This is a genomic window from Trichocoleus desertorum ATA4-8-CV12 (genome assembly GCA_019358975.1).
Taxonomy (GTDB): domain Bacteria; phylum Cyanobacteriota; class Cyanobacteriia; order FACHB-46; family FACHB-46; genus Trichocoleus; species Trichocoleus desertorum_A.
In genome coordinates, this window is record JAHHIL010000001.1 from 495,456 (window position 1) to 521,317 (window position 25,862).

A 25,862-nucleotide genomic window follows, 5' to 3' on the forward strand; every position below is an offset into this window, starting at 1 on the left:
AAAGTTTTCAGCAGTCTCAGTGTTTTCGACAGTCTTAGCTTCAATATTCGCTAGACCGCATCAGACAGCACAGTAGGTGTGAGCCATATCATGCTTGATTCTCGTTGGTCTATCTTTCGTAGCTATTTATTCTCTGTTAGAGTCCTGGCATCTGGCTCAATCTCATTGTTTTTGGCTGCTGGGTTAATTCAGGCAAAGCCTAGCTTGGCAAACTCTCGCCGTCAGCAAGAGCCAACGCCTCAAGCAACCTCTCCGAATCCAGCCCCAGGTACTCAGAGACAAGCTGACCCAGAAAGAAAAGAAAGGAAAAAGATCAGAGGCAAAAACGCTACACCTCAGGCTCGCTCCGGGGTGGCTATGGCCGCTCCCCTCAATGCCCCTAAAAGTTTGTCTACGGCTGAAGTGGATCTAACTCAGCCGCTTGAGCTAAAAACTACTGATCTGGAAATTAGTGCCCCTCCTGAGCGATCGGCCACCTCTACTGCTCCTGAGCGATCGCTTTCTGCTCAAGCCACATCGGTTCCTACCGCTCCTGTTAGCATCTCCCCTACTGCTCCTATCCAGACGGCTGATAATTACTGGCAGATGAACGGTACGGGTTTAGGTGTAACTGGACCCTATGGCCCTGGAATGTGCGGAGATAATTGCAATAGTTGGCCCCAACCCCTAGGGCAGGGTAGAAATTTACCCACGCTTTCTACCACCGAACAACCGCTGCCAGTTCCAACTCCATTGCCTACGGTTCGCTCAGAAGCATCCAGCAGTAATTTTTCTCCTCAGCAATTGCCCTGGATGTCTGGAGTGCCTGTACCCGCGCCAGGGTGGGGAGTTGCCAATGGTAATGCTTATGGTAATGCTTACCCCTATCCCTATGCAGTTGGGCAGTTGCCTCCTGTTCAGCCATCACCTATGCCACCACCTGGAGGATGGAATCCTTATGGGAGTCCTTATGGTTGGAATCCCAATGGTGGTTTCTACCCGATGGGGCAGTCACTTCCTGCGCCGATGCCCGCTCCAATGGCTCCCGGTAGCGGTTCTAACCCTTCTAATAGCTCGAATAATGTCTATTTCTACAATCGATTTGCTCCATCCCCCTCTCCTAATTCAGCGCCTGTAGCTACGCCCTCAATGCCTAATTTGAGTGCGCCACCTGTAGAGCAAAATTTTTATCAAGGAGCGCCTAGCTATCCCAGTAATTTTTATCAAGGAGCGCCGAATTACCCAAACAATTTCTCGAATGGAGCCCCTAACTATCCGACTAATTTCTATAACCAAAATCCAGGTTATCCGACTAATTTCTCTAGCCCTATCCCACCTGGTTATCCAGGTAACATTTATAACCAAAATCCAGGTTATCCCAGTAATTTTCCTGGGCCTATGGTAGGTTATCCCGGTACTGCTTATCCCAATAATTCCTATACGCCAGTTCCTGGTTATCCGAGCAATTTTTATCCCAACAATCCTGGCTACCCCGTTAATTTTCCTGGGCCTACGGTAGGGTATCCTGCTATTCCTTACCCTGCTAGTGCCTACCCACCCGCTCCGGGTTATCCCAGCAATTTTGCAGCCCCGCCTCCAACCTATCCTGGTAACTTTTACAACGCTGCGCCCAATTATTCTGGAAACCCTGCTCCCAGCAGCCCTTATCCCAGTGCACCCTACGTCCCCTCCGGTGCTCCGAGTCCCTATGGTGCTCCAAGTCCCTATGGTGCTCCAAGTCCCTATGGCAGTGGTTATCCAGCGGGGCAGCCGACAGCTTTTCCACCATTCCAAAACACACCAACCCCGACAGCGCCTCAAAGCACCACGATGCCTCCGAGTAACTTAGCGCCCGCTGCTGCTTTGGAAACTCAGCCAGAAACCTCTAGACCACTTTTGCGAAGTACGGCTTTAAGCCAACCCGCTGTGCAACTGCAAGGCGTATATCTGTATCAAGGAGATGACTCATCTGCTAGGGCTCGCTTATCAGCAGCTTACCCCTTGACACCGAATATTCTGTTTGGTGGAACGTTGGATTTGACCACGGGCCAAGGGTTGGCAGATTCTCAGCAAGAAGGTCTGAGCTTGAATGAGCTGTTTGTTGCTACCTCTCCCCGGGACTTGCCAAACTTGCGGTTTGTGGTGGGGCAATTGGACTTAACGTCCTATTTCGATCGCAACAGTTTTGCCAAGGATGGAGCCAGCCACTTCTTTAACCCCGTGTTTCAGACCAACTCCGCTTTAACGGCCACAGGAATCGGCTCTCGGCCTGGAGCGCTGGTTAATTGGTCTTTGACTGACAACATCGAAGCGAGATTTGCGGCCTTTTCTTCCGCCCGGAGTATCGGAGATTTCAGCTTGGATGGCTTTGCGGGTGAACTGGGACTGCGCTACGGCAACGCCATTATTCGGGCTACCTACACTACGGGTCGAGAAACTGGTGCAGGCGATGGCTTCCGAGAAATCTTTCAGGTGAATCGAGGTGATGGGATAACTGGGCCTCAACGGGGCGATCGCGAGGAAGGCTTTGGCATTAACGCAGAAGTCTTTATCCCTAGCCTCAATATGGGTTTGTTTGGTCGCTACGGTGAGTACAACAACCGAGGCATCGGCGAGCAGGGTAATACTTACAACGTGGGAGTTACCGCTTTAGATGTGTTTGCTCCTGACGATCGCTTGGGTCTAGCTTATGGTCGTCAACTGTCTAATGCGGCTTTGCGTCGTGAGCAGGGCGATCGCAACCCAGATGTTCTAGAGCTGTACTACGATTTTCGCTTTTTGCCCAACTTGCGGCTAGGTTTTACCTTGCAGGAGTTGAATGGTTTCTCGGAGACGATTGCGGGATTCCGCCTCAAAACTGAATTTGATGTCACACCGAAGGGTAGGCTGCAATGAACCAACGGCATGACACCTGTAAAAATGCCTGCAAAGGAGTGAGGCTGAAGCGCTTAGGATGCTCTTGCTTGCTGGCTTTGGGGTTGAGTGGTGGCTTGATGATAGACCTCTGGCAGTGGGAAATTCCCACTGTTCAAGCGCAGACGGTGCCTGCTGCGGTGCGACAAGCTTATACTTTGCTCAATCGTGGCTTGGTCGATGATGCGATCGCGGCTTTTCAGCGAGCCATTCGCAGTTCTCCCCAATCGATCGAAGCCAAGTTGGGTTTGGCGATCGCCTATCGACGAGCGGGACGAGATGCTGATGCCTTTCAAGCGTATGAGCGCGTGGTGGAGCAAGACCCCAACAACCGTTTGGCGCTGAAAACGCTGGGTTTGCTGGGAGCTTACCGCGCTGAGTGGCAAGAACGAGGCATTATCGCCTTAACCACCTTTCTAACTTTGGATCCGAACGATTTGGAGGCGCGGGCACAGCGGGCGCTTTTGCTAGGCTACCGAGGCCGCTTTGCCGAATCCTTGGCTGACTACCAAGTTGTCCTCCAGAACAATCCCCCCCCGGATGCGATTCTGGGAGCAGCGCAAATCTATACTTACACCGGAAATGCTCAACAAGGGCTAGCCCTTTTCAACCGTTACCGTGCTTTAGGCAGATCGATTACAGGAAATGCCGCGATCGCCTATGCCCGTGCCCTGCGAGAAACGGGCAATCCAACGCAAGCGATCGCCATCCTGCAAACGCAACTGCAAGCCTCTCGCCAGCTAGACGACACCGCAATTCAGGCCCGCTCGGAACTGTCTCAAGCTTATTTGGCCAACCAGCAATCTGCCGAAGCGCTAGCAGCGTTAGATCCGCTCCGAGGCCGTCCTGAAGCGGTATTGCCTTTGGCGCGGGCACTTAACGAGTTAGGCCGTAAAGCTAATGCTCCGACCCTAACCCAAGAAGCAGCAGCACTTTACCGTCAAGAACTCCAACGCCAAACTAATCCCACTCCTACCTTGGTGCAAGAAGTGGCCGATGTGCTCAGCGGTATTCCTGCCGAGCGTCCTTATGCGCTGCAACTGTATCGGCAACTGACGCAGCAGCAACCCAATAGTCAAATTTTGGCGCTGAAGCAATTAGCCTTGGAGAGTCAGTTAGGGGTGATTTCCCAAGCTGAAGTGCGGCAACGACTGAGAACTGTTTTGCAACCGCTCCCCACCAATCCGGTTGAGCTACAGCAACTGGCCCAAGCGCTATCGGCTATAGATGCTGACCCCGAACTATTTCCGGTTTACCAAACACTGCTGCAAGCAGGAGTGAGTGTTCCTTTCCTTAACTTCCGCATTGCTCAAATCTTCATTCAGCAAAATAATTTGCCAGCGGCCAGAAGTGCCTTGGCTGCCTATGCGAATACTCCGGCGGGGACTCAAGACCGAGCCACAGAACTGCTGCTAGCTGAAATTGAACGGCGTGAAGGTAATTTGGACGCGAGTGCACAACGCTATCAAGCGATTTTGGCCAGTAACCCCAGCGATCGCGACATTATCAATAATGCCTTGCAAGGCTTAGCTAGTGTCCGCCAAACTCAGGGACGCACAGATGAGGCGATCGCGATTTATAACCAGTTAGTGGCTCTAAATCCGCAAGATTTACAAATTCAGCTGGGTCGAGCCGCTTTGGCTTATCAGGCTCAACGGATTTCTTTGGCAGAGGCGGAAGCGGTTTTGAATACTTGGCTGCAAACCCGCCCCCCCAGCGATACGCCTCCGGAATTGGTGACTTTGGTGGGAGTCTTACCCCCTGATCCCCGCCGCGAACCGCTTTACAACGCGCTGCTGCAAGTTGATCCGAACAATTCTGTTTTGCAGTTGCGCTCGATCCAAGTGATTGCGGCTCGGAGCCCTGCCCAAGCCAGAGCGATCGCCGCCCAACTGGTCGCTCGTAACCCCAACAATCCGAGTGCTTACCAACTGCAAGGCCAGGTAGCCCAAGCATTAGGAGATTTGGATCAAGCCAGCGATGCTTACCAGCGGCTTTTACAGCTACAACCGAATAATGCTGAAGCGCTGTCTGCTTTGGGCGGGGTGCGGTTCCAACAACGTCGCTTTGGAGCGGCAGAAGAGTTGTATTCACAAGTGCTGGCGTTCAATCCGACTGATGTGGGGGCGCAGCGATCGCTGGCTGAGCTGATGGCGGCTCAAGGGATGCCTCTGACCGCTTTACAGCAACTTGAGCAACTTCAGGTACAGCAAGCGACCACCGGAACCCCGGATAGTAGTTTGTCTCGCAGGGTGCAGCAGATTAAGGAAGATCTATTAAGACAGCGAGGGTTTCAACCTCCGTGGGAACGTTACTAACTGCCAAAGGGATGGTGTTGTCGCCATGCGGTTCAATTTTGTGCCTCTAGCTTTACTACCTTGTGCAGGGCCAATTGAGATGTTACGGTACCCCGAAACTAAACGAAAAAAGTACTCGTGGTCCTGGTGGAGTCGGGTAGCAGCATCGGTTAGTCTGAGCGGTGCGATGGGTTTGGTCGGATGCTCTAATTTTTCGAGTGACGCGAGGCAATCTCCGCCAGCCACCCCTCCAGCCACAACGGCACCTGCTACCCATTCCTCCCCGACCACAAGTTCAACCACGGCAGCAATTCCCACTGAGCAGCTTTTAGAACAAAGTTGGGCTGCCTATCGACAACGCTTTATCCAAGCCGATGGGCGGGTGATTGACCGGGAAGCGGGCGATCGCTCCACCTCAGAAGGGCAAGCCTATGCCATGCTACGAGCCGTACTAATTGATGATCCCACCACCTTCGCCAAAACCTTGGAGTGGTCAGAAAACAATCTGCAACGTCAAGCCAACGGCAAGCGGACTGACCAGCTCTGGGTGTGGAAGTGGGGCCGTCTCGAACAAAGCCCTAACCAGCCAGCAAAATGGGGTGCGATCGACCCCAACTTTGCCAGTGACGCCGATGTAGATGCCATTACGGCTCTGATCTGGGCCTCCCGGCGTTGGCAGAAACCAGAATACCTGAAGTTAGCGCAAGTCAAGCTGCAGGACTTGTGGCGATTTTCCACCGTAGCCGCGGGTGGGCAGCGCTATTTACTGCCAGGGCCAGCCGCAGCCTTTCAGCAGCAGAGCGTAATTCAACTGAATCCGTCCTACTTCGCGCCTTATTCGTTTCGTCTTTTCGCTCAAGTAGACCCCAACCACGATTGGCTGAGCTTGGTAGATAGTAGTTATCAAGTGTTGGAAAATTCAGCCAAGCTTTCGGCTGTTGGCTTGCCGAGTGATTGGGTGGCGCTGGATACGACTACAGGGGAGTTTCAACCATTACCGCTCTCTGGGCCACTGCAAAGTCGGTACAGTTTTGATGCTTACCGGGTTTGGTGGCGGGTGGCGTGGGACGCTGAGTTATTTGACTCTGCACCTGCTAAAGCGTATCTGCAAAAGCATTTAGGATTTTTACAAAAACAATGGCGATCGCAACAAAAAATTCCCGCCATTTTCGATCTTTCAGGGGCACCCACCGTGAGCTATGAAGCTACCGCTCAATATGCCATGTTGTATCCTGCTTGGCGACTGCACGAACCTGCGATCGCTGAGCAAATTTGGCAGCAGAAGTTGCAGTTCCGATACCGTGGTGGTTTTTGGGATAACAACTCCGCTTATTATGTGCAAAACCTGGCTTGGTTAGGCTTGCTGCCGCCCGACACCATTTCTTCTCAACTGTTGCAATCTCGTTAAAGCCCCACCCGCTAAACCTACTCATCCATGCCACGCATCTTCCGTCCCTTTCTTCCATCTTCCCGCCGCCAGTCCCGCCCAGGGAGCCGCCAACAGCGCCCTATGATCTGGCTTTTATTGCTCAGCTTTGCGGGCACAGCCATTGGGGTGACGGCAAGCTTAGCCGTAGCCCAACAGAGCGATCGCGATATTAAAGAAGCAGAAAATCAGATCATTGAGGAGTTCACGCTGCCAGAGCCGCCCCCGCAAGCTCCGGTATACCAACCCGCGCCCGCCCCAGCCCCTGATCCTGGCCCAGTAGAAGCTCCAGCTCCTAGAGAACCTGCCCCCTATCAGCCTGCCCCAGAGCCTGATCCTGAGCCTGCTCCCGCTCCAGCGGCCCCAGAACCTACTAGTTCTACCCCGTCAGAGCCAACTACGGCTCCAAGCGCCAGCCCCCCACCCGATACACCTGTTAGCGCAGGCCCAACCATTCCTTATGTAATGGAATTCAATCGCAGCCCTGTGGTAGGGAATCGGTTACGACTACAAGGTGTATTTTCTGATGCTCGCTTAGGTTTTACGCGGCCCCGGAACTGGAACCTGCGCTCCGCTAAAGTATTGGTACGATTTCAGCACTCGCCCGCCCTCTTAGCGAATCGTTCTAACCTAACCGTTCGAGTCAATGGCACCAGTATCGGCAGTGTGCCACTGAACCGCAAGCAGTCTGAAATTGGTCAAGTTCTGCTCAATGTACCGCCTAACTTAATTCAAGACTTTAATGAAGTGTCATTGGTGGCTCAGCAGAATAATTCAGCGACTTGTACTGATCCCGCTGACCCAACTTTGTGGACAGAAATCTTACCTGATTCCAAGCTGCTGTTTAATTACCAACCCAAACCCGTCAAGTTGGACTTTGCTCGGTATCCCTATCCTTTCTTTGACAATCTCAGCCTTGACCCTAACCGAGTGACGTATCTGTTACCTAACCAGGTAGACAGTAACTGGTTGACCTCTGCGGCTCGTTTCCAAGCCTCGCTAGGACGCTTAGCAGAGTTTCGACCCCTAGAAACTCGACTGGTTAAAAATATTAATCAGGCGAGAGCTGATGAGCGCTTGGTCATGATCGGGACTCCCGAAGCACAACCTGGGCTGAAGGCACTCAAACTGCCGCTGGCGATCGCAGGCAATCAAGTCTTAGACGGCAATCGCAACCCATTGCCTCCAGATGCAGGCATTTTGATGCTAGCCACTACTCGGAGTAATGGGGTGCCCGTGTTGATTGCCACAGGTAACGGGCCTGAAGGTGTCAACAAAGCTGTGCAGTTTTTAGTACAGCCGCAAGACCGTCAGATTAGCACTGGCTACTATGTCGTGGTCAATGACATTACGCCTGTACCCACGCCATCTCCTAGACAATGGCCCGGTTATCTCCCAGATAAGAATTCCTTCCAGCTCAGTGACCTGAAAACTGCGGACGATCAGCCATTTCAGGATGTGACCGTTCGAGGTGCCTATGCCCCACCGGTGGAAGTGAACTTCCGAGCTTTGCCAGACGATCAGTTTACGCGCGGTAGCTCGATGAACTTGGTGTATAGCCATGGCCCGCAGGTTAATCCTCGACTCTCTACGGTAGAAGTGCGTCTGGATGGTGCGCCGATTGGCGGTAAGCGGTTGACCGCAGAGCAAGGAGCTACCCGAGAGACCTTAAACGTCAACCTCCCGGCTGATTTGATTAAACCGGACTCCAAAATTCAGGTGGTGTTTAATCTCAGCCCCCGCGAACCTGCTAACTGTGGTCGGGTCAATGACCAGCAGTTGTGGGGGAAAGTCCATGCCGATACCCGGTTTAACCTCAAGCGGCAGAACGTCGTCCAAATTCCTGACTTGAAGTTGCTGTCTACGGGATATCCCTTTACGGCCCCTCAAGACCTCTCGACCACCGCGATCGTTCTACCTACTACCCCATCGATCACCGCCTTGAGTACCTTCCTGGAGTTTAGTGAGCGCCTAGGCCGATTGAGCCAAGCGGATACGGTGAAGGTGGCAGCCTACACGGTCGATACTCTACCTGAAGATGTAAGGGAACAGCAAAACCTAGTGGCAATTGGAGAGCGATCGCAATTCCCTTTCCCAGAAGCCTTCCAAGCAAGCGGCTTTGTCCTTAAAGATCTGTTCTCTCGCAAGTGGAATCAAAGCCAAATTCAAGCTTTGCCGGATGCTGAAGGGGTGATTAAAGAAGTGATTTCTCCTTGGAACCCCAATCGCGTCCTGCTGGCTTTGAGTGCTCAAACGGAGACAGGCTTGCAACAAGTCCAGAATGTGCTCAACCAAGATCCATTGTTCTTCCAGCTCAATGGTGATACAGCGCTGGTCAGTGCGAACCAAGCAGGGGCTTCTGGCTATGATCCGGATGCTTACAATTTAGAGTTTCTCCAGCAAAGCTCCCCGCGGCGGTTGGATAACAGCAATCCTTTTAGTAAAGTTTCTCGCTTTCTCCAAGACAATTGGTTCGTGTTGCCTACTGGAATCGTCGTGTTCGCTCTGGGTCTCTACGGTGTGACTCAGCTTTATCTAAAGCGTGTAGCAAAGCAGGATAAATAAATGGCCAATCCCTCTCCCCCGTTACGGCCAGATCCAGAGTCCTTAGCGACTGTAGCAAGGCGGCGATCGCCCCTGGATAAACTGACCGATTGGTTAGTCGATCGAGTTCCCAGTTGGTTTGATCGGGTTTTAGACTCCCTCAACCGCCGTCAGCTTTGGTTGCTGGCTTTACTCCTGTTCGGGTTGTCCTTGCCCTTAATCACTACACCGCTGAAGATTTGGCAACAAGGCGTAGTTGCTGTGTTGTTGATGCTGATTGGTTGGTTGGTTGTACGCATTGAGCAACAGCGCAACGACGCGCAGACCAGCGAGTATTTGCATCTGTTTTTAGTGTGGTTAAGTTCGGTGACGACGGCTCGTTACCTGTACTATCGCACTGCCTATACCTTTAACTTTGACGGTTGGCTCAACGGTTTTTTTTCGGTGGTGCTGTATGGGGCAGAGCTATACGCGATCATCACCCTGTTTCTGGCCTACTTTCAAACCCTCAAAATCAAAGAGCGCCAACCGATTGACCTGTCTACCATTCCTAGCGATCGCCTGTTTAAGGTAGATGTCTACATTCCTACCTACAACGAGGATGTGGAAATTGTTCGCAAAACGGTATTGGGAGCTTTGGCAATCGATTATCCTGCGGACAAAAAGCGGGTTTATATTTTGGATGACGGTCGGGCTGAGAAGTATAAAGACCGACGGGAGTCTCTGCGCAAGATGTGCGAGGAACTTGGCTGCACCTTGCTGACTCGCGACAATAACGACCATGCCAAAGCGGGCAACATTAACACAGCCTTTAACCGCACTGATGGCGACTTGGTCTTGATTCTAGACTGTGACCACATTCCAGCCCGACCGATTTTGCAAACCACGGTGGGCTTTTTTCTGGACCCAAAGGTGGCATTTGTACAGACACCTCACTGGTTCTATAACCCAGACCCATTCGAGCGTAACTTGCTCACTCGTGGCAAAGTGCCTGTAGGCAACGAACTTTTCTATAAGGTATTGCAAAAAGGCAATGACTTTTGGAATGCGGCCTTTTTCTGCGGTTCTGCGGCGGTAATCCGCAAAGACTATGCCCTACAAATTGGCGGCATTGCTACAGAAACGGTTACAGAAGATTGCCACACTGCTTTCCGGCTACACTCCTTGGGTTACAAGTCGGTATATTACGACCAGATTATGGTAGCGGGGTTAGCCCCAGAGAAATTCTCTTCCTACATTGGTCAGCAGGTGCGCTGGGCTAGAGGCATGGCCCAAATTCTGCGCCTAGAAAACCCGCTCCTCAACCGCAAGCTCAACCTGACGATCCCGCAACGAATTTGCTATTTTTCGGCCACTTCGCACTTTTTCTTTGGCTTTCCGCGTTTAATGTACGCGATCGCCCCGACTCTGTTTCTGCTGTTTAGCATTAACCCGATTCGAGGATTGGGATTAGAAACTCTAGCCTACGCTCTGCCCCACATTCTCTTGTCGATGTACGCCAACTTCATCACGTACAAGAATGTGCGCTTTTCATTCTGGAACGAAATCTATGAATTTGCCATGTCGTTCTATGCAGGTGCAGTGACGTTCATGGCCTTGATCAACCCTAAAATGGGGTCTTTCAACGTCACCGATAAAGGGTTGTCGGTCACTAAGCGAGACTTTGACTGGGAATCAGCTCGTCCATTGGTAGCGGTAGCAGTTCTCGTGGCGCTGTCGTTGTTAGCGGTGCCATTTTGGTTGATTTTGCGGCCAGAAGACACCGAAGCTGTCCTCGTAAACATGCTATGGGGCATTTTTAACTTGGTGCTAATTGTGGCCGCAATTCTGGTGGCCTTTGAGCAGCCGCAATTGCGACGAACTCACCGCCTCAACCGCAAGCTAACCGCCGTTATTTATGGTCCAGACCAAACCTGGAGAGGCAAAACTGAGGATGTCAGTGAATCTGGGGCGCGAATTGTTCTAGATTCCTGGCCCAATTTACCGGACGAGATCGAACTGGAGCTGGTGGGTGACTACGGAGCCAGAGCGTTTCTTAAAGCCCGGATCGTGCGAGGGGTACCACTGAATGATGCTCAAACCATTTTAGTGGTTGACTTTATTAACCCCAGCCAATCCGAGCTAGATGCTCTCGCGATCGTGCTTTACTCCGATGTGCGAGAGTGGTATTCGCAAAATCGCCAAGAACTAGATGACCCCTTGGATTCTCTACGCTTTATTGCGACTACCTTGACCCGGTCTTTCCAAGAGGCAACGCCCATGCAAGGCCAGAAGGTGCGCAAACGAATTCAAGCCCCTGCTCAGTTGTATTGGGAAGGTCATTTCTATACAGCCACTGCAACTGAAATGGGAGTCCGCAGCCTGCGGTTAGAATTTAACGAACCGATTCATGCTTTGGAATCGCTGCAACGCGATCAACCCGTCGTCGGTGTGTTGCTAGAAGATGGGCATCCCTTACCGAAACGCCTACTAGCAGTGGTGCGAACTATAGAACCGTTAGCTGCTCCAGGCAGTGAAGGAGCTGCTAGTGCTGTGGTCGAATTGAGCTTTCCTGAACAACTACAAGAACGCCAAGAAGGTCGCATCAAGCAACTTTTGGCAACACTCTAGTTCGGACTAGTTCAGAGATTCTGCCAACCCTATCAATGAATGCCACAAAAGCCTTTTATTCCATCTTTGGAAAAGGGATTTTGTGGCATTTGTCTTAAGCGCCAATTGTTCTTTTGGCAGGCATGTCAAGGGGCGATCGCGGGTAGTAAGATGCTTCCTAGGCTTGGTTTGATGGCAAGCTTTGTTTGATGTACCAGAGGAGAAGTAAGGAGATGTGGTTCAGCCAAAAAAACGCTCAGCATGGTTGGAACTCAGTAGCATTACTCAAACAAGCAAAAGTGTGGAGTGTCGCGATCGCCCTCAGCTTGGCCATTTTTTTAGGAGGATGTGACGATTTAACGGCGGCTAATCCTCTCGCCTTGCCTGAAACGATCGCCTTCGAGCAAAGCTTAGCTCAACACCTGCAACAGACAGGAGCCAAGATGTATGGTGCTTACTGGTGCCCTCATTGTGCTGATCAAAAAGCCTTGTTTGAGTCTGCGGTGACTGCGGTGCCTTATGTAGAATGCGACCCGAAGGGAGAAAAACCGCAGCCAGATTTGTGCCAAGCCAAACAAATTGAAGGGTATCCCACTTGGGAGATTGAAGGTTATTTTTATCCAGGGACGCGATCGCTTTTAGAATTGGCGGCTCTGTCAGGTTACAAACCATCCTCTGTCAACAATCCAAGTGTAGAAGCGAACCCCTAACCAGACCCTTAGAAGATCCACCCTAAGCTAGAATGAAACATACCTCTGCTGTCCTTGTTGAGCACAATGACTAAATCTGAGCCCCATCCTAATGAAATGCTGTCCTCACCAGGGACAAACAACCTGATCTTTAAGGATGTAGCTCATGGCGATCACTCCCATGATGCAAACGGCTTAGCAGATCATCCCCATGTACATAGTGAAGAGTCGTTGCGTCGCATCGTCAATCGCCTCTCCCGTATTGAAGGCCATGTACGTGGTGTTAAAGTCATGGTTCAAGAAAGCCGCCCATGCCCAGATGTATTGGTACAGCTGGCCGCAGTTCGAGGAGCTGTGGATCGAGTGGCCCGGATGATTTTAGATGAGCATTTGACACAATGTGTGGCTCGTGCTGCCTTAGAAGGCAACATTGAAGTTGAAATTGAAGAACTAAAAGCTGCTCTGGATCGCTTCTTGCCCTAGGGACTGACTGATCGAGTTCCAAACAGACCAATGCAGTACGGGCCTAGCTTGGCTATAACGCGAGAGGCTGATGGCTTGTAGTTCTTCTTGGAGCATTTCTTGATAAATCTCTGGCAAGACTTCTGTCATGACATTGTCTTCGATGCCATGACCGAGACTCGTCCAAGTGCCCGATAAAAGTTGCAGCACCTGATTCAACTCACCTGCTCGTAACAAGGTTGGGATATCTACCCCCCAAGCTTGAGCGTCATACAGCCAACCATAAACAACCTCATCCTGATACTGCGGCTCAAAGCTATAAGCCTCCCAAAGCAGAAATCGTGTTGGTTGGGGATGATACAGGTGAGACTTTTCGGCCCAAGTGGTAGTCAGGAACTGATAGCGACCTGCTGCTGTCGTGCAGTTACCTTTGTTAGGGCCGTTGACGATTTTAATACAGAGGTCTGGATGCTTACTCAGGTCGGAAATGTGCCGACCGCCATAAAGCAACGAATAAGGAGAGTCATCATTCGACTCGCTAGCAGAGATGGTTCGCATCAAAGCTCGAATGTAAGGATCTCCCCCCTGCATGGCTAAAGGTGGCAAGTTGCTCAGAACTTGGGGCTGTTGTGGCAGTGGCGATCGCGTGGGCCAATGCGAGAGAGCCAATAGCAGCCCCACCAGAGCCAGACAGGTAGCTAGAAACCTTTGTATAGCCTTAACTCTCCGGTTTTGGCGTTTTCTCTGCTGAACAACTACTGAAGCTAGGCGACGAGTGCGACGTGGCGATCGCCGGATAGTATTGCTTTCGTTCAATTAGGCCACACTGGTAAACAGTTCCTCAACCGCTTTTGCTGGTGCGGCTGCCTCAGCAATCACTTCCACAATCTGGTTGCGAGCGCTGGGTTGAAACAACGCTTCAACACAAACCTGAGCAACCTGACGGCGGGGAATGCTGCCATCAAACAAAGTGTCTGCTGGCTTCATCACCACGGCATTAGAATCTTCTGCTTCCGTTAGCCCCCCTGGTCGCACAATTGTGTAAGTGAGACCACTTTGTTGCAAATACTGCTCTGCCTTTTGCTTCCAAACCAAAATCAGACCAAACAAATTTAGAGGGTGGAAGAATTTCGAGACACCCAGAGAGGAGACAAAGACAAAGTGCTCGATTCTCTGGGCTTTAGCAGCTTCTACTAAATTGCGAGTACCTTCGTAGTCCACTTTATAGGGGCCTGTCAAGTCGAAGCTGGGTCTGGCACCTGTGGCACATAAGATCACCGTGCTGTCTCCTAAAGCAGTGGATAAGGTATCAGGCTTCAATACGTCCCCCACCACTAACTCGACTTCAGATGAAAAACTGTCACGAGCTGCGGCAACATCGCGAACTAATGCCCGGACGGGAATGTTGCGCTTGAGTAGTTCTTCTACAATCCTGCGACCTGTTTTGCCTGTGGCTCCAGCTACAAACGCTTTCATTGCTGTTTCTACTTTCCTTGTTAGTTACGTAGACTTTTCAGCGTCAGGCTGTCTATAAAGGCGCGATCGCTTGAGACAGACTGATGACAAACCTACACGATTATAGTGGAACTTCTGTAGTTCCTTACCCTTCTGTGGAATGAATTGATCCCCGGTGTATAATTAAGGGTTTTCTATTCAATGCAAGCTGTGGAGTAGCCAGATAGCTCAAGGTAGATTTTTGGCCCAGGTTGATCTTGATCTCATCCCAGATGTGATCGGCGGCTTCGTTAACTAGAAGTAAAGCAACTAAACTGGAAAATACCTAAATTTAGGAGTGATTCAGCGCACAAGTCCAAATTTTAATCCGTAGCATTAGGCATGTTGAGCCAGAATAGTGGGCGTTATGCTGAGGGGACAATCATGCTGAAACTCACACATCTACCTCCCACGCCAAGATTCAATCTTCGATAAAGTAAGGTTGGTTTTTACGAGTTCTCCATAGAATGGGAAAGACCAATAACTTTTTGCGAGTCTTAGAGTTGAGCGATGGGCAACTAGTGCAGGAACGCTTGCTATGCAGTCAAATTTTGTTGAACATCCACCTGCTGATCCCGCTGAGGCTATTTTGCATCCAATGACAGGGTTTATAGAGCCGACTTATTTGAATTCAGAAGATACCGCTCAGGGCCAGACGGAAACGACTCAATTTCAGAGTCGGTTTATCGACTGCATGGAAATGTTGGCTGACCAAGCCACCGTTGCTAACTATCTAGATACTCATCACGGTTGGTTTCGCCGCTGTGCTCATCCGATTAAAGTTGAAGCTTTAGGTGAAAACGGCTACGCCTTAATCTTGGGACCCTATGGCTCGTTTGGCTATCAAGTAGAGCCAAGAGTGGGTCTAGATTTGCTACCTCAAGACCAAGGGGTTTACCGCATCAAAACCATTCCTGTCCCTGACTATGTACCCCAGGGCTACGACGTAGATTTCCAAGCTGAGTTGGAGTTGGTAGAAGTGCCAACCGATCAAGTCGTTGAGACAATGAAAATCAAACGATCGCTGCTCTCTAATCTACCCCCAGTCATGACGCGAGTAGAGTGGCAACTCGATCTAGTAGTATCGCTACAGTTTCCTAAGTTTGTTCAAACGCTACCGCAACATATTATTCAGAGCACAGGCGATCGCTTGCTTTATCAAGTGGTCAAGCAAATTTCTCGTCGCCTTACTTATAAAGTGCAAGAAGATTTTCATAATGAGATTGGCGTTCCGTTTCCAAAACACTTCAAGCGGAAATCGGTTTAAGTTAATTGGGCAAACAGGCATGAAAAAGGGGTGCAACTTGCGCCCCTTCTTTTTGGTTATTTTTTGAGATCAGGTTTGACTAAGTCTTTGACTAAGTTTCAGCAGGGTTCAAGATGCGTTGAACAATTTGCATGCCAGTAATTGCTTGCCAGCTGAACAGTCCTAGGAGCACGATGTTAATAGCAATATGAGTATAACGAGCAAGATCATTGCCTTTCTGCATCAGCGGGGTGAGAGCCGCAGAGACCGCAATCATTCCTGTCATACCTAAACCTGCTAGAAGGTGAGGTCCGACGAATAGTTTGCCATTGTTAATATAGGTGACACCCATACCGCCGAGCATTCCAACCACCATAACAGCCAGCAACAGCGCACCGAACTGGTGGTGACGAGTGTTGAACCGACCTTTGAGTAATTCTTTTTTCTCGTCCCCTTCGGCTTTACGCGCCCGCCGCCACTGGAAGCCTAAATAGGTTGCGTAAAAGGCGATCGCTAACAGAACCCACATCATGACGGGATGTAGAAAGTTGAGCCAGAATTTTGTCGATGCAGGAATCTCAAAGCTCATAGTGTGCTCAGGGGAATCTAAGGATTGGCTAGGGACTTCATAAAAGTTAGCATAATAGTCAACTCTCTACTGATAGAAAATTTACGTTTTGAACGGGGTAATGCCAAAAAATGACCGCTGCTAACAATCTTGCATTTCTTCAGGCGGTTAGACGGGGGGATGTCCATCAAGTCCAAGCTTTGCTAGTGGATGGCGTGACTGCTGATGCCAAAGATAAAGATGGCACGACAGCTTTAATGTTTGCGGCTCAAAGTGGCTACACAGAAATTGTGAAGCTCTTACTAGAAGCAGGAGCCAACGCCAGTGCTGCACGGAAAGTCTTTGGAATTACGGCTTTGATGTTGGCAGCGGCAAACAATCAAAGAGACGTGGTGCAAGCGTTGTTGGCTTATGGTGCGAATGTGAATGCCCGTAATGATGATGGCAGTACAGCACTAATGGCAGCAGCGCTGAAGGGGCATATCAATGTTGTGCAACTTCTGCTGGAAGCGGGAGCCGAGGTTGATGTCCAGGATCAAGATGAGGACACTGCACTCAATTTAGCAGTTGTCCAGGGACACACGGCAGTTGTCCGAGCGTTGTTAGCTGCTGGCGCTGGTACCAACCAAACGAGTTACGGTGAGACCGCTCTGACTTTGGCTGCCAGTGAAGCCCAGGGAGAGATTGTGAGAGTTTTGGTGGAGCAGGGAGCGGCGATAGACGGCCAAACTCAAGACGGTAGAACTGCCCTGATGCAAGCAGCGGAATTAGGTTTTGTAGATGTGGTGCAAGTGCTGCTAGCCCAAGGTGCCAATGTCAATGCTCAAGATCGAGAGGGAGAAACAGCTCTGACCTTGGCGGCTGATCAAGGACATTTGCCAGTGGTTCAAGCCCTGCTAGCTCAGGGTACAGAGGTGAATGCTAAGAATCGCGATGGTAGTACCGCTTTAATGGCTGTAGCTGCTGGTGGAGAAACCGCGATCGCCACGGCTTTACTCAACTTTGGAGCTGACATCAACGCCAAAGATCAAGAGTCCGAGACAGCTTTGAATCTAGCAGTGGTTGAGGGGCATACCGACATGGTGAAGTTGCTGCTAACTCGGGGTGCAGACTGCCAAACCCGTAATCGTTTAGGCGATACGCCGTTGATGGTGGCGGCGATTCACGGTTACCGCGAGATTGCGATCGTTCTACTGCGTCATGGAGCGGATGCGGCAGCAAGAAACTTCGGGGAAACGGCTTTGAGCATTGCTACTATGCGAGGCCATACGCTTGTTGTGCAAGTCTTGCTGGCTCATGGTGCTGATGCCAATACCCAAGGTGATGATGGCAAAACCCCATTGATGAAGGCTTGCGATCGCGATTATGTAGACATTATGCAGGAACTTTTGCAAGCGGGAGCTGATGCCAATCTTCAGGATCAGGTAGGAGCCACTGCTTTAATGTGGGCAGCTCATCGAGGGCGAGTTGAAGCAGTGCAGACATTACTTAAGGCTGGAACAGAGGTTAACCTCAGGAATCGAGGTGGCTACACAGCGCTGATGATTGCTGAATTTAATGGGTTTGATCAGGTGGTGCAGCTTCTGAAGCAAGCAGGGGCAAAAGAATGAGAAACCTAACCCCCAACCCCTTCCCTGCCAGGGAAGGGGAGCCAGATTCAAAGGATGTGCGGATATGCACGAGGCCAGGGGAGGGGAAGTAGAGGTAAGTGCTAGAAGTTGGTGCTTAGTGGAGGAAGTGGCGCACGCCTGTTAGTACCATGATGATGCCTAGTTCGTTAGCTGCTTGAATAGAATCCTGATCCCGCATACTGCCGCCTGGTTGAGCGATCGCCACAATGCCAGCAGCGGCAGCGGTTCGCACGGAGTCATCGAAGGGGAAGAAGCCATCACTGGCTAGGGTCGCTCCTTGAACTTTTTCGCCTGCTTGCTCTAGGGCAATCTTGACGGAACCCACTCGGTTCATTTGGCCTGCCCCAACTCCTAATGTGGCGCGATCGCGTGTCACCACAATGGCGTTGGATTTGACGTGCTTACAGACTTTCCAAGCAAATAGGAGTTCTTCTAACTGTTCATCGGTGGGTTTGCGTTCTGTCACCACTTGCCACTGAGCAGGATCTTCCACCGCATCATCTGACGCTTGGACTAAGAAGCCTCCAGCGATCGCTTTGACGTTATCTTTGGCACCGCTCCGCAAATCAGGCAGGGTTAGAACCCGAACTTTCGATTTAGCGCCCAGAATTTCCTGAGCTTCCACATCGCAACCTGGCGCAACTACGCATTCCAAGAAAGTTTTGGTTAGCTCGGTAGCAGTCGCCGCATCAATGGGTCGGTTCAGGGCCACAATGCCACCAAACGCAGAAGTGGAATCAGCATTGAAGGCTTTTTGATAGGCTTCCACCAGGCTGTTACCCAACGCAGTCCCACAAGGATTGTTGTGCTTAATAATGGTGGCAGCAGCAGGACTTTGAGCGTCGGCAAATTCGGCAATAATCCGCCGCGCCGCTTCTAGATCAACTAAGTTGTTGTAGCTCAGCTCTTTGCCTTGGAGTTTAGTTGCTGCGGCCCATCCGGTTGCAGTGGCTCCAGTTTGGTACCAAGCTGCGGGTTGGTGGGGGTTTTCTCCATAACGTAGCGGCTGCAACTGCTGGCCAGAGAGGGAGAATTGCTGGGGCAGATCCGCTGACTCACCCTGAACCGAACCCGATTGACTCAAATAAGTAGCGATCGCTTGGTCATAAGCGGCGGTATGTCGGAAGGTCTGCAAAGCGCAAGCCCGACGGAATTCGAGAGACGCTTCGCCGTTGTTTTGGCGTAGCTCTTGTAGATAAGTATTGTATTGAGCAGGAGCGCAGAGTACGGTCAGGTGCGCGTGGTTCTTAGCGGAGGCTCGCAACATGGCAGGCCCGCCAATATCAATCTGCTCGATCGCTTCGGCTAAAGTCACCCCTGGTTTCGCGATCGTTTGCTCGAACGCATAGAGATTCACCACCACCAGATCAATGGGGCGAATCTGGTGCGCCTCCAAGTCAGCTAAATCTTGGGGCACATCTCGCCGTGCCAAAATGCCCCCATGAATTCTAGGTTGCAGTGTTTTTACCCGCCCACCCAAAATCTCCGGAAACCCGGTGTAATCTGACACTTTAGTGACAGGTAGCCCAGCGTCTTTCAGTGCTTGAGCGGTACCCCCACTGCTGATTAGGTCAAACCCAAATTCTTCTACTAAGCTGCGAGCTAGGTCAATCAGACCTGTTTTATCCGATGTACTCAGCAGTGCTAGACGCGCCATGACGCCGAAATCTCCCCTAGTGCACAAATAGTCAGAAAACTTGCCTTACTCAGGATAAAGGGAATTTGCACCGATGCGTAATTATGATGGTCAAGGCAGCGATCGCAATTTATCGCAATCTTAGAAGGAGCCGCTTTGAGTCTACAGGCCATCTCGATTCCACCCACAACAGGTCAAGCTCCCGAAGGACTAGTTGTGGTGTTACACGGCTGGGGGGCAAATGCTCAAGATGTAGCATCTTTACTGCCTCTGCTGAACTTGCCCAATTATCAATTTCTCTGTCCGGATGGGCCGTTGCTTCATCCCTATAACCCATCTTCTGGGCGTATGTGGTATAGCTTTGGTCAAACGCCAACCTTTCCAGTTGGGGCAGGGACTGGTCTGGAAGAAAGCCGCAAACTGCTCACCGATTGGCTCCAGTCTCTAGAAGCGAAGACAGGAGTCCCCCTATCACGAACTGTTCTCGGTGGTTTCTCTCAAGGTGGGGCGATGACGTTGGATGTGGGGCTTAACTTGCCGCTGGCAGGTTTGGTTTCTCTGAGTGGTTATTGGCATCAATCGGCCCAACCCAAAAATGATCCCTTTCCACCTGTGTTTATGGCACATGGTTTAGAAGATACCGTAGTCCCTCTCAGTGCTGCACGAGATGCCAGAGATCGGCTATTGGCGCTGGGAGTCTCAGTGCAATACCAAGAATTCCAGATGGGGCATGATATTCGACCAGAAGTGTTGCAGCTCATGCGGACATTTGTGCTTCAAGTCCTGTCACAAAATCAGGCAAAAACTTCTTATAAAGTTTGACAGGGAAACTACTTGAACTCAGTAGTATAGAGGGGTAGTTGGATCAAGCCAATCGACTACATGTTGGTGCTGCTGATGGGAGGGGCGAGCTATGACCACATTGAGTATTTCGAGCCAACAAATTGAAGCGTTGACTGAGTCTGATGTTGCAGATTTGGCAACACGTCTAGAGCAGGACAACTACACTAACCCGTTCGATGGGTTGAATGATTGGCATCTCCTCCGGGCGATCGCTTTTCAACGTCCTGAATTAGTTGAACCTTACATGCACCTACTAGACCTAGAAGCTTACGACGAAGCCTAGAATTGTGATTTAACTCAAATCCAAACCTCACCCCGCCTATGGCACCCCTCTCCTGCTAAGAGAGGGGATGGGGGAGAGGTCCGCTCAAGTCAATCGCTTCATGCTTCAAGGTAAACGAGTTTTAATCGGTATTAGTGGGGGCATTGCTGCTTACAAAATTTGTGAGGTGGTTTCTAGCCTCGCTAAAGCAGGTGCAGAAGTCAGGGTAATTGTGACGCAGTCGGCGCAGGCATTCGTTAGTCCCCTGACATTTGCCACGTTATCTCGTCATCCTGCCTATAATGATCAAGATTTTTGGCAACCAGTCCACGGTCGCCCCCTTCATATTGAGTTGGGGGAATGGGCTGAAGTGCTGCTATTGGCTCCCCTCACCGCCAACACTTTAGCTAAGTTGGTTTATGGGTTAGCAGACAATCTACTCACCAATACGGTTCTGGCTTCTACCTGCCCAGTCCTGCTAGCTCCAGCGATGAACACAGATATGTGGGAACAGCAGGCAGTTCAGCGAAATTGGCAGCAAGTTCAAGCTGACTCCCGCTATCACACAGTTGGGCCAGGAGCAGGGCTGTTAGCTTGCGATCGCGTTGGGGCAGGCCGCATGGCAGAACCAGGGGAAATTTTGCCGCACTTGCTCTCCTTGTTGCATACGCAAGGCCAACGAGATTTAGCTGGTAAGCAGATATTAATTAGCGCGGGTGGTACTCGTGAGCATCTTGATCCCGTTCGTTTTATTGGCAATCCTTCCACTGGCAAAATGGGCTTGGCTTTAGCCCAGGCGGCACTCCATCGAGGTGCTCAGGTTACACTGGTGCATGCCCCTTTGCTTGGGGTTGGGGGAGGTTTTGCGGGAGTGCGATCGTTCCCAGTTGTTAGTGCTGAGGAAATGCGCCAAGCTTTGCTGGAATGCCTACCAGATGCAGATTGGATTGTGATGTCAGCCGCAGTAGCCGATGTCAAACCTGCTGAATATCACGCGGAAAAACTGCCAAAGCGATCGCTCCCGTCTACTCTACTGTTAGCTTCAGTTCCGGACATTGCCGCTGAAATTGGCACCCTCAAACAACCGCACCAGCGTCTGATCGGTTTTGCAGCCCAAACCGGAGATATTATCACCCCTGCTTTAGATAAATTGCGGCGCAAGAAACTAGATGCGATCGCGGCCAACCCGGTTGATCAACCGGATAGCGGTTTTGGCACAGATACCAATCAAGCAGTGTTGCTGGATGTCAACGGTCGTCGAGTTCCCGTTCCCCAGTGCAGCAAGTTGGAAATGGCTCACCGTCTATTCGACTTCGTACAAACAATGCCGTCTGCCTAAAACTACTCTCCACTAAAAACTACATCCGCAACAGTCAGCTTGGTTGTGGATTCAGATTATTATCTTCTCTGGTCTGGTGTGATTTAGAAAAGATGGAAGCTCGTATGAAAACTGGTTTGGTTGGTTTATGCCTTTTGTTACTGCCCCTAGTGGCTTGCTCACCCCAGACCAACTCGACAACATCCACACCGAATGCGACTAGTAAGGTGCAGCCGTTAATAGCAGGGGCCATCCCAGATCAAGATCCAGAGAAGTTACAACGGCTGTATGGCAAGCTAGCAGATTACTTAACTAAAGAGCTAAGTGTCCCCGTCCAATACAAGCCTGTGACCGATTACACCGCAGCCGTAACCGCTTTTAAGGTGGGTGATTTAGACCTGGTTTGGTTTGGGGGGCTGACAGGGGTCCAAGCTCGCTTACAAGTGCCAGGGGCGGAAGCGATCGCCCAACGCGACATTGACGAAAAGTTTCACAGCATCTTTATTGCCAATAAATCCAGCGGTCTAACTCCCATTCAAGACGAAAAGGGCTTAACAGCGTTGAAGGGGCACACGTTCACCTTTGGTAGTGAATCTTCCACGTCGGGGCGATTGATGCCGCAATATTTCCTCCAGCAAGCTGGCATCACTCTAAATGACTTCCAAGGCCAACCAGGGTTTTCTAGCTCTCACGATGCCACGATCAAATTGGTAGAGGCGGGAACTTACGACGCTGGCGTGTTGAATGAGCAAGTCTGGCGCGATCGCGTTAAGGCGGGAGAAGTCAATCTAGATAAGGTTGTGGTGTTGTGGCAAACCCCTACTTACTACGACTATCACTGGGTGGTGAATCCCCAGGTCAAGCAGCGTTATGGCGAGGACTTTCCGCAGAAGGTGCAAGCAGCTTTGTTGAAGCTAGATTCCAAGGTGCCAGAGCAAAAGGAAATTTTGGATTTGTTCGGGGCGCAGAAGTTTATTGCCACTCAAAACGGTAACTACGCCAAAATTGAAGCCGTGGGTCGTGAGATTGGCAAGATTAGATGAGTGTGGCTGTCCCGATTTTGGAGTTGAAACAAGTTAGCCAATGGTTTGGTGCGTTTCCTGCCTTGGCTGACATCAACTTGCAAATTCAAACGGGAGAGCGGGTGGCTCTGGTTGGCCCTAGTGGGGCGGGCAAAAGTACCTTAATCAGCTTGCTCAATGGCACCCTGTTTCCTAGCCAAGGGGAAGTTTGGGCGATTGGTCGCAATTTAGCTACACTTCCCCCTCGTACTTTGCGCCGAGTGCAGCAACAGATTGGCACTGTCTATCAACAGTTTCATCTGGTTGATAATCTGCGAGTGGTACATAACGTCAACGCAGGACATTTAGGCCACTGGTCTTGGTTGAAGGCAGCAATTTCTCTCCTCTGGCCTCTGGAAGTGAAAGGTGCTGCGAAAGCTTTAACTCAAGTTGGCATTCCCGAAAAGCTTTACGATCGCACCGACCAACTTTCTGGCGGGCAACAACAACGTGTCGCTTTAGCCCGTGTCTTGGTGCAAGATCCAGCGGTGATTTTGGCGGATGAGCCGATCGCTAGCCTCGACCCAGAGCGCAGTCGAGAAATCATGGATTTGTTGCGCCATCTCAGCCAAAGCACAGGCAAAACCCTAGTGATGAGCTTGCACTCGATTGAGCTGGCTCAGAGCCACTGCGATCGCATCATTGGCTTGAGACAAGGCCGCATGATTTTTGATGCCCCTGCAACCACTATCTCCCCTGCCATGATTGCGGCGTTATACCGAATTGAGCCATTAAATTAAGCTTGCTGTGCTGCCTAGTCGCGATCGCTCCTCTAAAGCCTCTACAAACTTACCTCCTCGCCCCTCGCTTCTAAATCAACAAACACTGTGGGGGGTGATCTGTCTTGCCGCGATCGCTTGGTCTGTGCAGCAAACTGGCATTTTTAGTCGCAGTCTGTTTAATCCAGATGGTTGGGCTTTGGTAAAGCGTTTTCTCGCAGCCAGCCTACACCCGGATCTCAGTCCAGAATTTCTTTGGCTCACCTGGCGCTCGACACTGACAACCCTGGCTTATGCAGTTTGTGGGACAAGCCTCAGTGTGGTGGTTGGTGTAATAGGAGGTGTCCTGGCTTCTGAGGTTTGGTGGCAATCCGTTTTTCCCTCTAAGCGTCAGACAGTTCAATTCCAGTTCTGGCGCAAAAAATTGCACCGAGTATCATTCCCCCAGGGCGATCGCTGGCCTTGGCTCAGTATTAGAGCCGCTTTATCAGTGCCACGGGCGATTCATGAAATTATTTGGGGACTGTTTTTCGTCAACATTTTCGGTTTAGACCCGCTCACAGCCGTTCTCGCGATCGCCATTCCCTTTGGGGCAATTACCGCCAAAGTCTTCTCCGAAATTCTGGATGAAACGCCGCGTCAACCCCTGTTAGCGCTTCTGAACAGTGGAGTTGCACCGCTGTCAGCATTGACTTATGGCTTGATTCCTCAAGCGTTTCCCAATCTACTCTCCTATACGTTTTACCGCTTTGAATGCTCGATTCGTTCTGCGGCTGTGCTAGGAATTATTGGCGCTGGCGGTCTAGGCTACCAAATCCTACTGAGTCTGCAATCGCTGCGCTACGAGCAATTGTGGACATTATTCTTCGCTCTGTTTCTGCTCAATGGCTCGATTGACTTTTGGAGTGCTCTCCTGCGCCACCGCTTAGGTTTAGCGAATCGGCTTGATCTCAATACTCTTAATTTGGCTCAACGCCCTTCTCTCCACCAGCATGCTCCAGTAGTAGTCGGTTCTTGGTTGGGCGTAGCGCTGTTGCTACCGTTTTCGTTTTGGTATGTCCAAGCCGATGTGAGTAAGCTGTGGCAACCTCGGACTCTGCAACTTCTGAGTGACGTGTCTCGGACTGCTTGGCCACCTCACTTAACTGGCATTTCTGTCACTCAGCTCTGGGAACTAGCAACGCAAACTTTAGCCATGTCGATCTTGGCAATGGCGATCGCTGGAGTTGGTGGTATCTTACTTTCCTTCCCAGCCGCTCATAACTTCTTTTTGCCCGGTGGCTTGCTCAATCCCAGCAAAACCAGTCAAGCCGCCAAATTCTGGAGTACCGCTGGTTTATTACTCACTCGCTTCTGCTTGCTCGTTAGTCGAGCCATTCCAGCTCCCATTTGGGCTTTGATGTGGCTGTTTATCTTGTTTCCTGGCATTCTTCCAGGTGCGATCGCTCTCGGCCTACACAATCTGGGTATCTTGGGCCGATTGATGGCTGAGGTGACAGAAAATTTGGATGAGCGTCCCTTAAAAGCGCTCAAAGCTCAAGGTGCCGCAGCCACTCCAATCTTTTTATATGGGGTTTTGCCGCCCACCCTGCCTCGCTTTGTCGCTTATATCCTGTATCGCTGGGAAGTCTGTATCCGAGAAACTGTGATTGTGGGCTTGGTGGGCGCAGGCGGCCTCGGTCGATTACTAACAGAACAACTCAGCAGCTTCGATTATCCAGGATTACTAGTTACGTTGAGTTGCTTTATTGGCCTAACCTTCCTGGTTGATTTAATTAGCGCCACCCTCCGCAAAGCTCTGCGTTAGGCTCTGTGACAGGTTGGTTGGGGCTAAAGAATAGTAAATTGAATCTTAGATTAATTAATTTTAGAAATTGACTAGACAAGTCCAAACAAATTGTCTAAGATGTTTTATTGTCGCCAAAAAACCGGGCTAACAAATTCTCCCCAGAATTCTAGATAAAGCGAAAGCTTTGCTGTCTTTGCCTTAGAGTTGATAACTCAAGCGAAGAAACGTGGTTTCTGGGTCGGTTAATCGAGAGTTGAGGTTAAGCTGACATTGGCTGAAGCAAAGCGTGTTAACATGAGCTTCGGGCAATAGCTTGATTTGTGCCCTATGGATACTGAGCTATTTTGCTTAAGTCCCGGCGAAAGTAGGCAGCGTCGAACCATCATCGGTTTGGCA

At 50.8% G+C, this 25,862-nt stretch carries 19 protein-coding genes; 15 read left to right on the forward strand and 4 right to left on the reverse strand.

Translation table 11 applies throughout. The features are described 5' to 3' along the window. Positions 1-90 precede the first annotated feature (90 nt). From KME12_02175 to KME12_02205, 7 genes are all read left to right on the forward strand, one after another. Positions 91-2,874 (forward strand): hypothetical protein, encoded by a 2,784-nt coding sequence (locus KME12_02175; protein ID MBW4486575.1) that lies wholly within the window; start codon positions 91-93, stop codon positions 2,872-2,874. Next, a complete protein-coding gene (locus KME12_02180; protein ID MBW4486576.1) occupies positions 2,871-5,210 on the forward strand; it encodes a tetratricopeptide repeat protein in 2,340 nt (779 codons plus the stop codon). The genes KME12_02175 and KME12_02180 overlap by 4 nt, the downstream gene beginning before the upstream one ends. A gap of 79 nt (positions 5,211-5,289) precedes the next feature. Continuing rightward, positions 5,290-6,597: a glycosyl hydrolase gene (locus KME12_02185; GenBank protein ID MBW4486577.1), complete on the forward strand. Its 1,308-nt coding sequence runs from the start codon at positions 5,290-5,292 to the stop codon at positions 6,595-6,597. 27 nt (positions 6,598-6,624) lie between these two features. Continuing rightward, the gene (locus KME12_02190; GenBank protein MBW4486578.1) at positions 6,625-9,180 is read left to right on the forward strand and encodes a cellulose biosynthesis cyclic di-GMP-binding regulatory protein BcsB; all 2,556 of its coding nucleotides are present in this window, start codon (positions 6,625-6,627) and stop codon (positions 9,178-9,180) included. Continuing rightward, entirely contained in the window at positions 9,181-11,769 is a 2,589-nt protein-coding gene (bcsA, locus tag KME12_02195) for a UDP-forming cellulose synthase catalytic subunit (GenBank protein ID MBW4486579.1), read from the forward strand. It begins immediately after the preceding gene. A 212-nt stretch (positions 11,770-11,981) separates the two neighbouring features. Next, positions 11,982-12,458: a hypothetical protein gene (locus KME12_02200; protein MBW4486580.1), complete on the forward strand. Its 477-nt coding sequence runs from the start codon at positions 11,982-11,984 to the stop codon at positions 12,456-12,458. Between the two features lie 96 nt (positions 12,459-12,554). Continuing rightward, positions 12,555-12,920 carry a metal-sensitive transcriptional regulator gene (locus KME12_02205; protein MBW4486581.1) on the forward strand — a complete coding sequence of 122 codons (366 nt, stop codon included), beginning with the start codon at positions 12,555-12,557 and terminating at the stop codon, positions 12,918-12,920. Here the strand turns inward: KME12_02205 and KME12_02210 are convergent. After that, entirely contained in the window at positions 12,888-13,490 is a 603-nt protein-coding gene (locus KME12_02210; GenBank protein ID MBW4486582.1) for a glycoside hydrolase family protein, read from the reverse strand. The genes KME12_02205 and KME12_02210 overlap by 33 nt on opposite strands. A 225-nt stretch (positions 13,491-13,715) precedes the next feature. Then, positions 13,716-14,375: an SDR family oxidoreductase gene (locus KME12_02215; protein MBW4486583.1), complete on the reverse strand. Its 660-nt coding sequence runs from the start codon at positions 14,373-14,375 to the stop codon at positions 13,716-13,718. Positions 14,376-14,991: 616 nt separating this feature from the next. Here KME12_02215 and KME12_02220 point away from each other — a divergent pair. Next, positions 14,992-15,660 carry a DUF1997 domain-containing protein gene (locus KME12_02220; GenBank protein MBW4486584.1) on the forward strand — a complete coding sequence of 223 codons (669 nt, stop codon included), beginning with the start codon at positions 14,992-14,994 and terminating at the stop codon, positions 15,658-15,660. A 91-nt stretch (positions 15,661-15,751) separates the two neighbouring features. Here KME12_02220 and KME12_02225 read toward each other — a convergent pair whose 3' ends face one another. Further along, positions 15,752-16,228 carry a DUF4079 domain-containing protein gene (locus tag KME12_02225; protein MBW4486585.1) on the reverse strand — a complete coding sequence of 159 codons (477 nt, stop codon included), beginning with the start codon at positions 16,226-16,228 and terminating at the stop codon, positions 15,752-15,754. A gap of 110 nt (positions 16,229-16,338) precedes the next feature. On the opposite strand from KME12_02225, the gene KME12_02230 reads away from it, so the two are divergent. Then, positions 16,339-17,817: an ankyrin repeat domain-containing protein gene (locus KME12_02230; GenBank protein MBW4486586.1), complete on the forward strand. Its 1,479-nt coding sequence runs from the start codon at positions 16,339-16,341 to the stop codon at positions 17,815-17,817. A 115-nt stretch (positions 17,818-17,932) separates the two neighbouring features. On the opposite strand, the gene purH is transcribed toward KME12_02230, so the two are convergent. Further along, entirely contained in the window at positions 17,933-19,495 is a 1,563-nt protein-coding gene (gene purH, locus KME12_02235) for a bifunctional phosphoribosylaminoimidazolecarboxamide formyltransferase/IMP cyclohydrolase (protein ID MBW4486587.1), read from the reverse strand. Between the two features lie 135 nt (positions 19,496-19,630). On the opposite strand from purH, the gene KME12_02240 reads away from it, so the two are divergent. The 6 genes from KME12_02240 to KME12_02265 all read left to right on the forward strand — a co-directional run bounded on the left by KME12_02240 (position 19,631) and on the right by KME12_02265 (position 25,484). Next, positions 19,631-20,296 carry an alpha/beta hydrolase gene (locus tag KME12_02240; protein ID MBW4486588.1) on the forward strand — a complete coding sequence of 222 codons (666 nt, stop codon included), beginning with the start codon at positions 19,631-19,633 and terminating at the stop codon, positions 20,294-20,296. A 91-nt stretch (positions 20,297-20,387) separates the two neighbouring features. Further along, a complete protein-coding gene (locus KME12_02245) occupies positions 20,388-20,600 on the forward strand; it encodes a DUF2555 domain-containing protein (GenBank protein MBW4486589.1) in 213 nt (70 codons plus the stop codon). A gap of 100 nt (positions 20,601-20,700) precedes the next feature. After that, entirely contained in the window at positions 20,701-21,918 is a 1,218-nt protein-coding gene (gene coaBC / locus KME12_02250) for a bifunctional phosphopantothenoylcysteine decarboxylase/phosphopantothenate--cysteine ligase CoaBC (GenBank protein MBW4486590.1), read from the forward strand. Between the two features lie 104 nt (positions 21,919-22,022). Then, on the forward strand, positions 22,023-22,940 hold the full coding sequence (locus KME12_02255) for a putative selenate ABC transporter substrate-binding protein (GenBank protein MBW4486591.1): 918 nt from the start codon (positions 22,023-22,025) through the stop codon (positions 22,938-22,940). Then, a complete protein-coding gene (locus tag KME12_02260) occupies positions 22,937-23,698 on the forward strand; it encodes a phosphonate ABC transporter ATP-binding protein (GenBank protein MBW4486592.1) in 762 nt (253 codons plus the stop codon). The genes KME12_02255 and KME12_02260 overlap by 4 nt, the downstream gene beginning before the upstream one ends. 10 nt (positions 23,699-23,708) lie before the next feature. Next, the gene (locus KME12_02265) at positions 23,709-25,484 is read left to right on the forward strand and encodes an ABC transporter permease subunit (protein MBW4486593.1); all 1,776 of its coding nucleotides are present in this window, start codon (positions 23,709-23,711) and stop codon (positions 25,482-25,484) included. Positions 25,485-25,862 lie beyond the last annotated feature (378 nt).